Annotated in this window: 9 protein-coding genes; 5 read left to right on the top strand and 4 right to left on the bottom strand. The window is 51.4% G+C overall.

Translation table 11 applies throughout. The features are described 5' to 3' along the window. Window positions 1–49: 49 nt before the first annotated feature. Entirely contained in the window at window positions 50–712 is a 663-nt protein-coding gene (locus JTN23_RS05225; protein ID WP_247232880.1) for a DUF975 family protein, read from the bottom strand. 174 nt (window positions 713–886) lie between these two features. Between JTN23_RS05225 and JTN23_RS25910 the strand changes: the two genes are divergently transcribed. Further along, the gene (locus JTN23_RS25910; protein ID WP_310586707.1) at window positions 887–1,825 is read left to right on the top strand and encodes a helix-turn-helix transcriptional regulator; all 939 of its coding nucleotides are present in this window, start codon (window positions 887–889) and stop codon (window positions 1,823–1,825) included. 212 nt (window positions 1,826–2,037) lie between these two features. Continuing rightward, complete coding sequence (locus JTN23_RS05235) at window positions 2,038–3,900, top strand: M61 family metallopeptidase (protein WP_247232882.1); 1,863 nt, start codon at window positions 2,038–2,040, stop codon at window positions 3,898–3,900. A 165-nt stretch (window positions 3,901–4,065) separates the two neighbouring features. On the opposite strand, the gene JTN23_RS05240 is transcribed toward JTN23_RS05235, so the two are convergent. The 3 genes from JTN23_RS05240 to JTN23_RS05250 form a co-directional block, all read right to left on the bottom strand. After that, entirely contained in the window at window positions 4,066–6,051 is a 1,986-nt protein-coding gene (locus JTN23_RS05240; RefSeq protein WP_247232883.1) for an alpha/beta hydrolase family protein, read from the bottom strand. Between the two features lie 122 nt (window positions 6,052–6,173). Beyond that, complete coding sequence (locus JTN23_RS05245; RefSeq protein WP_247232884.1) at window positions 6,174–7,619, bottom strand: Gfo/Idh/MocA family protein; 1,446 nt, start codon at window positions 7,617–7,619, stop codon at window positions 6,174–6,176. Window positions 7,620–7,738: 119 nt separating this feature from the next. Continuing rightward, window positions 7,739–8,038 carry an SCP2 sterol-binding domain-containing protein gene (locus JTN23_RS05250; RefSeq protein ID WP_247232885.1) on the bottom strand — a complete coding sequence of 100 codons (300 nt, stop codon included), beginning with the start codon at window positions 8,036–8,038 and terminating at the stop codon, window positions 7,739–7,741. 137 nt (window positions 8,039–8,175) lie between these two features. Between JTN23_RS05250 and JTN23_RS05255 the strand changes: the two genes are divergently transcribed. From JTN23_RS05255 to xylA, 3 genes are all read left to right on the top strand, one after another. After that, complete coding sequence (locus tag JTN23_RS05255) at window positions 8,176–8,670, top strand: hypothetical protein (RefSeq protein ID WP_247232886.1); 495 nt, start codon at window positions 8,176–8,178, stop codon at window positions 8,668–8,670. A 166-nt stretch (window positions 8,671–8,836) separates the two neighbouring features. Next, window positions 8,837–10,954, top strand: a complete 2,118-nt coding sequence (locus JTN23_RS05260) for a peptidylprolyl isomerase (RefSeq protein ID WP_247232887.1) — start codon at window positions 8,837–8,839, stop codon at window positions 10,952–10,954. Window positions 10,955–11,112: 158 nt separating this feature from the next. Continuing rightward, complete coding sequence (xylA, locus tag JTN23_RS05265) at window positions 11,113–12,441, top strand: xylose isomerase (RefSeq protein WP_247232888.1); 1,329 nt, start codon at window positions 11,113–11,115, stop codon at window positions 12,439–12,441. The last annotated feature ends 99 nt before the right edge of the window (window positions 12,442–12,540 follow it).

A 12,540-nucleotide genomic window follows, 5' to 3' on the forward strand; every position in this document is an offset into this window, starting at 1 on the left:
GTTACCTGTGGCACCCCTTAGAGGTGTGCCACAGGTACTAAACATAAGCTTAATAACCGGCACCCCCTTCTTTCTCGATCAGTACCGCCCGGTACAGGGAGGCAAATGAAGCCTTGATCCAGATCAGGGCCGGGAATATCCCTACAATAAAGCAGACCAGCCCGATTAAGAATATAAAGATAGAGGTGAAGCCCAGGCCGAAAATCCGCCAGCCGTGTCCGCTCGTCAGCTTCCAGCTGGCTTCTACGGCCGCGATGGGGTCCAGCTTCTTGTCCATGATGAGGTAGGAAACAAACGCCAGCCTGCAGGCTACAATAATACCCGGAATGATCAGGGCGATCAGACTAATGCCAATCAGAGCAGTGACCAGCAGGTGGGCCAGCACGATGTTGAGGTAGTTGTTGAAGCCGATCACAATATCCCTCAGATTTATCTTCTGATTGCGTACGGCCTGTACAAACATCAGGTCCGCGCTGTATTCAAATATAGGTAGGAGCAACAGCCAGTAGGCAACCCCTATGATCTCGAGCATGATCCGGGTGGAGGTGTACTCTTGCTCTTCGTTCTTCTTGATCAGGTCAACGGGCGCGTTGGCTATGGCTATCACCAGTATGATCAGCAGCAGAGGCAGAAAGTACTGCTTCGTTTTCTCCCAGCCAAACGACAGGCTACCGTTCCAGCTGGGTGGTACCAGGGGTGTTACATTTTCCATACCTTTAAGTAGTTTTCTGATGATTAATTAACTGCTCAAAAGTAGGGAGCGCGCCTATCCGAAAACAGCTACTTAAGTAGTGATTTGCACCCATTTTTAAGAACACTACTTTAGTAGGATGTAATTTGGAGGCCGTATGGATAGTTTTGGCTCAATCATTACTTTTTGCTCAGTATGGAGATAGGCCGCATATACATCTGGATTTGTTTTATCTTCTGTATGGCTCTGGCCGCCGGAGGTGTACTCGTTATGTTCCGCCACCGCCACTACCGGCAGCACGCGGCGTTCCGGTACATGCAGTACTACCTGATCCTGATGTATACCTTTGGCTTTTACGCCATGTGGAGCCAGTTGTGGTTCCGGGTCCTGTTTTTTACTTCTGAAAGCTACAGTACCCTTGCCCCCGTTGTTAATTTCCTGGTCTCCATCAGTACTCCCTTCCTGATCACCGGCAAGCTGATGCTGGTGCTGTGGGCGGTGTCTCTGCTGGAAAATAAACGCAATGCGTTTTTCTATCCGGTGGGTAGTAGTGTAGTACTTCTCCCGGTATTACTTTACTGGTTCTCTCATTCCCCCGAAAGCCAGCCGGGCGTCTATCAGCTCTATGTGATGCTTGTATGGATAGTGGTGGCTTTTGTAGGTTCGCTGCTGCTTTTCTCTTCAATCAAGTACTTCGATAGGTCATCAAAGCTTGTTATGGCGGCTTTGGTGTGGGTGATAGGAGCTATACATATTCCCTTGTTTCTGAATGGAGTAGGGGAGCCGGTATACGAGCTGCTATTCATTTTCCTGTATTTCCTGAGCCACACCGCCCTGGGCGTCTGTTTCGGCTACGGCGCTACGCTACCGCCGGTGCAGGAGGTGGTAGTGGTGTCGGCAGAAGTACCTTCGGTGCCGGCCACCTTTGAGGTGTTTATGGAGCGGTACGGTATTACTGCCCGGGAGGCGGAGGTAGTGCGGGAGATATGCCGGGGCAAAGCCAATAAGGAAATAGCCGATGAACTATTCGTAACGGTACAGACCGTCAAAGACCATACGCACCGTATCTATCAGAAAACCAATGTAAAAAGCCGTACACAACTGGCTTCGCTACTGCGGGAGTTTGAGAAATAGGGCAAACATTTCGGGCTGATTTTCGCTTATCACTCTTACACCAGGTACTACCACTCCCCGCCTTTTTTACGTCTCCTCTTGTATACCCTAATATGCCGCTTATAAAGATATAGGAGCATTTTGATAAGTATTTATGTTTTATTTACGTTATGACTGCCTATATACAGGCAGCGTAGCCTTAGTTATTTTACTACTAATTTTCTTTTACCTAAATGAAAAAAGCCAATAATCTAATACTGTTGGTACTGCTTTCGGCTAGTCAGTATGTGTTTGCCCAAAAGCAGTATCAGTTTTCGGTGGATTTGACGCAGCCGCAGAATGATGAGCTGACGGTGAACCTGCTTACGCCCGCCATAAAACAGAAAGAAGCGGTATATCATCTGCCCAAAATAGTACCCGGTACCTACTCCATCAATAACTACGGCTCCTACGCCAGTAACTTTCAGGCTTTCGACAAAAAAGGTAAGGCCCTAAAAGTAGAACAGACCGACAAGAACAGCTGGAGAATCGCGAATGCTAATAAACTGCACCGGATTACCTATCAGGTAGATGATACCTGGGATTCGCCCGAGATTCAGGAGGATGTGTTTGAGCCCAGTGGTACCAACATCCAGCAGGACACCAACTTCGTGCTGAACCCATTTGGTTTCTTTGGGTACTTTCAGGGGATGGAGAGGCTGCCGTATCAGGTAACTATTACCAAACCCAGCGGTTTTTATGGCTCTACCTCACTAGTCAATCAGACTAAAGATGCTGCTTCCAATAAGGATGTATTTGTTACGCAGGACTACCACGAGCTGGCCGACGCCCCTATCATGTACAACCGGCCGGATACCGTGTGGCTGAAGGTAGGCAATGCGGATATCCTGGTATCGGTATTTTCACCAAACAACAAGGTATCTACCAAGGACCTGGCGGCGGATATAAAGCCCGTGCTGGAAGCGCAGAAAGATTACCTTGGAGGTACTCTGCCCATTGACAAGTACGCCTTTATTATCTATATGTCGGACCGGAAGGACCTGACCCGCTACGGGGCGCTGGAGCACTCGCTGTCGTCGTTCTACTACCTGCCCGAGAGTATGTCGGCGGAGCAGCTTTCCGAAACGATGAAGAACGTAGCCGCCCACGAGTTTTTCCATATCCTGACGCCGCTCAACATCCACAGCGAGGAGATTGGCGACTTTGACTATATCAACCCCAAGATGTCGCGCCACCTGTGGCTGTACGAAGGACTTACCGAGTACGCTGCTCACCACGCTCAGCTGCAGGCGGGTATCATAGATTTGACTACCTACCTGGACCGTCAGGAAGAGAAGATCGAGAACTCGCGTACCCGCTACAACGACGCCCTTTCGTTTACCGAAATGTCACGTAATGTACTGGAGACCTACAAGGATGAGTACCAGAATGTGTACGAGAAAGGCGCCCTGATCGGTCTGGCGCTGGACCTGAGGCTGCGCCAGCTTACTAACGGTACGTACGGTACCAAGGACCTGATGCGTGATCTGGCGAAGACCTACGGAAAGAATAAGTCTTTCAAAGACGAAGAACTTTTTGATAAGATCACTGAGCTGACCAAACCCGAGATCCGTGACTTCTTCCGTAAGTACGTAGAGGGAGGCGAACCACTACCGCTGGAAGAATTGTTCGGAGCCATCGGTATTCAGTTTAATCCGGCGGGTGAGAAGAGGGAGGTAGAGAAAGCCTTTGGTGTCAACTTTGCCCTGGCACCCGGTACTAAGACCATCATGATCGCCAATATCAGCAACGCTACGGATCTGGGGCAGCGACTGGGTCTGAAATCAATGGATCAGATTGTGTCGATCAACGGTCAGCCGTTCAACCTGGACACCTACGCTTCGGTACTGCAGAGCTATGATGAGGAGTACAAGGTGGGTGATAAGGTGACGTTCGTGGTGAAGCGGAAAGTAGCGGAGGACGAAGTGAAAGAGGTAACTCTATCGGCCGATCTGCGCGAAGCTACCATCACGTACCCTACCCTGGAGCCTGAAGCGAATGCTACGGCACAACAGCTACAGCTTCGTAAAGCCTGGATGGGACAAGCGGGTAGGTAGTGAGTAGTTGTTAGGTAGTAGCTGTTAGCTATTAGCTTTTAAAACTGTATCAATAAAGGAGAAGCGCGTGGAGGTACCTCTACGCGCTTCTCCTTTATTGGTAGTATTCACTAATTCGAAATTCTGCACTCGCTGCGGCGCACCGTCGAAATTCGAAATTCTAATTTATGGCTTCAGGTACTTGCCGAACCAGTCAATGTACCTCTCGAAGCGATCTTTCTGGTAGCTGGGTACAGTGAGTCCGTGGAATTGGTTGGGGTATATAACCAGTTGGGTAGGGACTCCCAGCGATTTCAGAGCCTGGTACATTTGCTCGGTACCAACGGCTGGTACGTTGAAGTCTTTTTCACCCACCATATACAAGGTAGGCGTCTTGATGCGGTCGGCGTGCAGAAGCGGGAAGCCTATCTTAAGGTACTTGTCAATGCTCTCCCACGGACGGCCCAGTTCATTTTCATTCTGCAGGATGTACTGGTCCACGCCATACATAGACAGCTGGAACGATACGCCGGCTCCGCTGGCGGCAGCTTTGAAGCGAGTGGTAGTAGCTATAACAGCGTTGGTCAGGATACCTCCGTAGCTCCATCCACCTACACCCAGACGCTCCGGATCAGCAATGCCTTTCTCCACCAGATAGTCCACCGCTCCCAGCAGGTCCATTACTTCCAGGTTACCCCAGTCGGCGCTGATGGCGCCGGTATAGGCCTGGCCGCGTCCGTTGCTCCCCCGGTAGTTGACAGCCGCTACAGCGTAGCCGGCGGCAGCCAGCATCTGACGGCTAAGATCAAAACCGTAGTCGTCCTGCGCTACGGGACCCCCGTGGATGAACAGGATCAGGGGGAGTTTTTTACCAGCCGGAGCATCGTTGGGCAGGAACAGGAGGCTCGATACCTGGGTGCCATCCTTGCTCTTTGAGGTGAAAGCTTCCACCTTAGACAGCTGCAGCGGCGCCAGGAACTCATCATGGTGGTGAGTCAGGCGGCGGGTCTTGCCTCCTTCCAGCGCAAACAACTCAGCCGGGAGGTGCGGCTCACTCATAGCCGTCAACCAGTTGCCGTTGGAGTGCTTTTCCAGATTATTGAAGGCACGCTCACCGCTGGCCAGCTTAGTCATTTTACCCGATTTAATATCAAACTGCGCTACGTAGCTCTGGCGGTCGTCATCTACCAGTGCCACCAGGGCCTGCCCATCGGCGGTCCAGCGGTGATTAGCTACGTCGCGGTCCAGCGTCTGCGAAAGTACCTTAGGTGTACCTCCTGCGGCAGGTACTATAGCCAGGTGCGGCTGTCCGTACATGGTATAGGCTTCGGACGAAGAGCGGATGTAGGCAATCTGCTTGCCGTCGGGGCTCCAGCGGGGCTGGCTATCCGAGCCAGTCCAGGTGGTTAGCTTCCGGGGAGTCGCGCCGGGCTTTGCATCCATCACCCAGATGTCGCTGTTCACATTGCGGTCGGGGTCCTCGGTGCGGTTGCTTACAAAGGCGATCTGTGAGCCATCCGGCGACCATACGGCTCCGGTTTCGCTGTAAGGGCCGGTGGTCAGAGAGTCCATCTTTTTGGTAGCGATGTCGAACAGGTACAGGTGGATGGGCTCGCGCCGTAGGTAGCCCTCCACATCCTGCTTAAACTTGAAGCGATCCGTCACTATAGGGTCGGGTACTTTCTTATTGGTAGTAGTATCCACCAGTTGTTTTACTTCCAGGAGCAGCTTCTTGCCATCCGGCGACCAGGTATAGGCCTGCAGCTCGTGCTTGAAGTCAGTAATCTTTCTGGCTTCACCACCCCGGCGGTCCATCAGCCAGATCTGGCTCTGGTCCAGGTCGCCGCGTGACGATACAAACGACAGGTACTTGCCGTCGGGGCTCCAGCGGGGCTGCGACTCACCATCGGGACTGTGGGTGAGCTGAATAGTTTCTTTGCCATCCCAGCTTACCATCCACAGATCGGCGTTGCGTTTGTTTTTGGCGGTGTCCACCGATGATACCACGTAGGCCACCCATTTTCCTTCGGGTGATACCTGTGGGTTCGATAGACTTTTGAGCCGGTACACATCCGAAGGCTGGAGTTTTCGCTTGGTAGTTTGTTGAGCTGTTAGCTGGGTTGACAAGCCCAGAAACAGAGAAAGAGAGAGGAACAATGATAAATTTCTCATAGAGATGTACCCTGATACTTTTTAGATCAAAACAAACTTCGAATTTGGAGAAAAGAAGGATATAAAGCAAAAAGAGGTACCCGAAAGGTACCTCCAGTAGTAATGACTATACGTTGGTGCTACTACCAGCCCGTCCGGTACTCGCGCCTGACAAACTGATTGGCCGGGGTAAAGTTGGTGATCTTCATATTCTTTCCATCCCATAGCAGCTTCTGGCGGCCCGGGAAGTTGACCCCTTTGCCGTCGGCCTTAGGCTCGCGGTACAGGAATGACCGCACCGCTAGGTTGCCCATCAGTACTGTTTCGGTAAGTGGACCGGCCTGATCAAACGATGAGCTGGTGTAGGCGCCGAAGCCCTGCTTACAGGCCTTGACCCACTGCTGCTGGTGACCCGGCCAGCCGCCCTCTACCAGCGGGCGGGTAGGCTTGGGCAGGGTAGTCCCTTTGAACTTGGCCTCCGGCCACAGCCGTGGGTTATCGCCGAATAGCTCCGCACTCACGATTCCTTTAGTACCTATGAATAGTATACCTCCATCTGGGTCGCCAAAGACGGTCTGGTAGTCGCAGCCGTCGGGCAGCTGCGGGCGGATGCCTCCATCGTACCAGTTGAGCCGTAGCTCCTCCCCATTCTTCACCTGTGACGGAAACCGGAGGTGAATGGACGAAGAAGGAGGACATACATCATCAAAGAACGCTTCCTGGAAGAAGTCGGCGTAGACGGAGCCCACGCTACACTCTACGGAGGTAGGGTACCCGAGCTTCAAGGCCCGGAAAGGTACATCTATAAAGTGACAGCCCATGTCGCCCAGAGCACCGGTACCGAAGTCCCAGTAGCCGCGCCAGCGGAAAGGCATATAGGCTTCGTGGTAGGGGCGCTCGGGAGCGGTACCCAGCCACAGGTTCCAGTCTACTTCTTTGGGTACCGTTTGGGATTCGCCCCGGTCTTTGGGCGATTTGACCCCCTGCGGCCATACCGGTCGGTTGGTCCATACCTCTACGGTATGTACGTCACCGACCATACCCGACTGCACGATGGCTTCGGTATGGCGGGTGCCGTCGCCGCTGCTGCCCTGGTTGCCCATCTGGGTTACTACCTTGTGTTTGCGGGCGGCTTCCGTGAGCATACGGGCCTCCCAAATATCTTTGGTAAGGGGTTTCTCTACGTATACGTGCTTTCCTAGCTGCATAGCCGCCATAGCCACCGGGTAGTGCATGTGGTCGGGAGTGGTAATGATAACGGCATCTATGTTTTTTGCCTCCTTCTCGAGCATCTGGCGAAAGTCCCGGTAGTAGGGCGCCTTCTGGAACTGCGCCCGGTACTTCTGCGCCTGGCGGTCGTCCACATCACACAGCGCCACTACGTTATCACTGCCACCATTGTAAGCCTGTTGTATGTTGTAGTCGGCTTTGCCTCCGCAGCCTACGGCCGCTATGTTGAGCTTATCGCTGGGCGCTACGTACCCCCTGCCCAGTACATGGCGGGGTACGATCATGAAGCCCGCCGCGGCCAGGGTACCAGCCTGTAAAAACCGGCGCCGCGTTGGCGCCTTTACTTTATCATTTTCCATGATGGTTTCTGATTATCTCTACAACCAGACAAAGTACCGGCGGCTCCTAAGTTACTTGCAACGGAAAGCAAAACGGCCCCTGAGAGGGGCCGTTGCAGGAGAAGTAGTATAAGGTAGTATTAGCTGCCAAACGTCTGGGCTATTTTCATGGCTATACCCATATCACCCTTTATCTTAAGCTTACCCATCATCAGAGCTGTCATCGGGTTCAGCTCTCCGTCCATAAGCTGGAGGGCATTCTTGGTAGATACTTCCAGGACGCAGTCAGCCTCACGGTCTTCGTTCGATACCACATTAGGTATCTGAGTAGTATCCACAAATACGGAGCCTTCTTCGGTTTTGAACTTTACGGTTGCGTCCATGCCGCTATCGTTTCCTACGAGGTTACGTATGCGGTCAGTAAGGATTTGTAAACTCATTCCAGCACGGTTTTTAGTTAATTATTGTTAATAACGCATAAAAGTACCGGCGTAGTAATAAAAATCAAATGCTTTTGGTGTTTTCGTTGAAAAGGGCAATTTTTGACCTCTTTTTAATAATGTATTACTTATAGTTCATGCAAAATAAGACGGAGGCACCGGTTCAGAGGCCCATATTTCTGACGGTGTTGTGTGTACTTACCTTTATCAGTGCTGTGGCGGGCTTATTTACGCAGTCTGAGCGTCTGTGGACCCCTGGTGTGGTAGCCGATCAGATGCTGCAGATGTTTGAGCAGTTTCGGGACAATATGGAGGCGCGGGGCCAGGATGCCAATGCCGACATGGTTAATAGCCTGTTTGACTCGGTGCTCACTCGGCTGGATGCCGAAACCATTCGCACCAGCGCTATCATCCTGCTGATTTACGAGTCACTGACGTTGTACGGAGCGTACCTCATGTGGGGCCTGCAGAAGCGGGGCTACCATTTTTATATAGGCGGAGTGGCAGTAGCATTGGTAGCTCCTATGCTTCTTATTGGAGGCTGGCTGGGAGTTATTGTTACGTTGGGCGAAGTATTCTTCAGTATTATCTTCAGCGGACTCTACGCATTGAATTTAAAATACATGCATTAGGTTATAGTCTTTTAGCTGCCGCGAGCGTTGTAGTAACCAACTAATCAGCAAAAAGTTTCAAAAAATAGGGTACTTTATTGACATCCATTCGGATTAGCTTCCGGACTGGCTTGGATAGTAAGGATAAAAGATTTTATTTTGCGGGTCAAATTTTTGAAATAGTACAATGGCATTAATTAACAAAATCAGAGAGAAATCAGGAGTTGCCGTTACGGTTATCGCGGTCAGCTTAATCCTGTTTATCGTGGGTGGAGACCTGTTGGGCCCCAACACCCTGTTTGGTGGGGGAAACAACCAGACGGTAGGAGAGATTGCTGGTCAGGACATCGACATCAAGGATTTTCAGAATCGTGTGGATGTACTGCGCCAAAATTACGAAGGGCAGACAGGTCGTGCTGCCAATGAGCAGGAACTGGTAGCGCTGAGAGAGCAGGCCTGGAACCAGATGATCATCGACATTGCTTACAGAGAGCAGTACGAGAAGCTGGGATTGGCAGTGACCGATGAAGAACTGGTAGACATGGTGCAGGGTACCCACATCAGCCCCGCTATTCAGCAGGCTTTTGCCGATCCTACCACCGGCCGATTTGATAAGAATGCGGTCATCAACTATCTCAAAAATCTGAAGAACCTTCCCGTACCTCAGCAGCAGTCATGGGCTGCTTTTGAGAAAAGCCTACGCGAAGATCGTCTGCGTCAGAAATATGAGAACCTGATGCGTCTGTCGTCGTACGTAACCAAGGCCGAAGCCGAGAAAGAGTACGTGGCTCAGAACGCCAAGGCTTCTATCCGTTACCTGTACGTGCCATTCTACTCAATTGCTGATACAACCGTCAAGGTAACTGATTCGCAACTGGAAGCGTACCTGAACAACCACCGTGATGAGTACAAAGGTGCTGATACCCGTACTGTCCAGTACGTGACGTTCCCGGTACTGCCTGCTAAGGATGACAGCTCTGCACTCTATACAGAGATCAAGGATCTGGCACGTGGCCTGGCGGCGGCTCAGAATGATTCGGCCTTCGCCCGTATGAACTCGGATATACCTATCCCTACTACTCTGTCGTACGCTAACATGTCGGACCAGCTGAAAGAGGCGGTGAAGACCATGGTACCAGGTGGTGTATACGGTCCTTATCGTGAAGGCAACACCTACTTTATCTACAAGTACGGTGGTACTACCAAAGATTCAGTATATACAGCTCGTGCCAGCCATATCCTGATTCGTCCTGAGAATCCTTCGGATTCAGCGAAGGCAGCAGCTCGTCAGCGGGCTGAGGCTCTGCTCAACCAGATCCGTGGTGGTGCCAGCTTTGAAGCTCTGGCCGCTACATCAAGCGCTGATCCGGGTTCGGCTCAGCGTGGCGGTGATCTGGGATACTTCCAGAACAACGGCTCTATGGTGAAGCCATTTGAAGACGCTGTTTTCTCTATGTCAGGAACCGGCCTGGTCGGCAGAGTAGTGGAAAGCCAGTTTGGCTTCCATATCATCAAAGTAACCGACGCTAAGAACAATACACTGTACCGTGTAGCCGCCATTGGTAAGACCATCGCTCCAAGCCAGGCTACCCGTGACGAAGCATACCGCAGAGCCGATGAGTTTGCTAACTCGGTAGATACCAAGGCTGAGTTTGACGAAGCTGTTAAAAAAGATAAGTCGCTGGTAGTAGCTACGGCTAACCGTGTACCGGAGACCGCTACCAATGTCAATGCCATTCAGAATGCCCGTGAGATTGTACGCTGGGCCTTTGATGACAAAACAGATATTGGCGATGTATCGCAGGTGTTTGAGACCGATGAGCAGTATGTAGTTGCCGTAGTAACGGGTAAGACTGACGCCGAGAAAGTAAAGGTGGATGACTTCCGTGACGAACTGACTGCCAAAGTACGTAACCAGCTCAAAGCGGAGCAGATCACTGCTAAGCTAAAAGGTGCGAGTGGCGACCTGAACGCCATGGCTGCTAAGTACGGTGCCGGTGCACTCGTTGAATCAGCCGAAGACCTGACACTGGCTACTGGCTTCCTTTCAAGCGCAGGATTCGATCCTATCGCACTGGGTAAAGCTTTCGGATTGAAAGCCGGTCAGAAGACAGGTGTATTTACCGGTGAGAATGGAGTATTCGTGATTGAAGTGACAGGTCGTACCGAAGCACCTCAGATCGCAGACTATACACCTTACAAGACGCAGCTTCTGCAGGCCCTCGAAAGCCGCACCAGCTTCCTGCTGAACGAGGCTATCCGCGATAAAGCTAACATTGTTGACCGTCGCGCTCGTTTCTTCTAATAGACTGTATTAGAGACTAATTATATAAAGAGAAGGCCAGGATGAATAGTCCTGGCCTTCTCTTTTTTTATTTTATTTTTATTTGTTGAGTAAAAATTGTCAAATTTACACTTATAAGCTAAAATGACATTTTTTAACCACTACTATCAAATACAGATATGAGTATCTTACTTGGTGATCGCGAGTATTTTAAAGGAGTAGGGAAGATAGCCTACGAAGGACCTGAATCGGACAACCCGCTGGCATTCCGCTGGTACGACGAAAACCGTATCATAGCCGGAAAGAGCATGAAAGAGCACCTGAAGTTTGCTATTGCTTACTGGCATACGTTCGTAGGCTCAGGCCTGGACCCTTTCGGTGGCCCTACCCATTTCTATCCCTGGGACGAGAAGAGTGATGTGATAGATCGGGCTAAGGATAAAGCAGATGCCGCTTTTGAATTCATTACCAAAATAGGCGCTCCTTACTACTGCTTCCATGATGTAGACGTAATAGACTATGCCGATGAAGTACGTACCAACGAGAAGCGTATCCAGACCATGACTGACTACCTGGCTGCCAAGCAGAAGGAGTCGGGCGTGAAGCTGCTGTGGGGGACTGCCAACCTGTTCAGCCACCACCGCTACATGAATGGTGCCTCTACCAATCCTGACTTCCAGGTGGTGACGCACGCTGGTGCTCAGGTGAAGATGGCCCTGGATGCTACCATAGCACTGGGTGGTGAAAACTACGTGTTCTGGGGTGGCCGCGAGGGGTATATGACCCTGCTCAATACTGATATGAAGCGTGAGCAGGAGCACTTCGCTCAGATGCTGAAAATGGCCGTTGCTTACGCCCGTAAGAATGGCTTCACCGGCAAGTTCTTCATCGAGCCCAAGCCTATGGAGCCAACCAAACACCAGTACGACTATGATGTAGCTACTGTTGTGGGCTTCCTGCGTCAGTTTGACCTGCTGGACGATTTCGCTATCAACATTGAAGTAAACCACGCTACGCTGGCCGGTCATACATTCGACCATGAGCTACAGGCAGCGGCTGATGCCGGTGTACTGGGCTCTATCGACGCCAACCGTGGTGACTACCAGAACGGCTGGGATACTGATCAGTTCCCGAATGACCTGATGGAGTGGACGCAGGCAATGATGGTGATCCTGAAAGCCGGTGGACTGGCCGGTGGTGGTATCAACTTCGACGCCAAGCGCCGTCGTAACTCTACCGATATGGAGGATATATTCTATGCGCACATCGGTGGTATGGATACCGTAGCCCGCGCTCTGATCATTGCGGATAAAGTAATCCAGCATGGCGAGTTTGACCGCATCCGTAAAGATCGCTATGCGAGCTTTGACAGCGGCAAAGGTGCAGACTACGAAGCTGGCAAGCTGCAGCTCGAAGACCTTTTCAACTTGGCTATCGATGGTGGTGAGCCTAAGATGATCTCCGGCCGTCAGGAATACCTTGAGAACCTGCTGGCTCGGTTTATTTAGTAGCTGTTAGGGGTTAGGTATAAGGTATTAGCCTTTTTTAAAGTACTAGTTCCAAAGCAGCATGTATGCAAAAAGGAAGCCCCGCCAGCGATGGCGGGG

Source organism: Telluribacter roseus, assembly GCF_017355915.2.
In the GTDB taxonomy this organism is placed as follows: Bacteria; Bacteroidota; Bacteroidia; order Cytophagales; family Spirosomataceae; genus Telluribacter.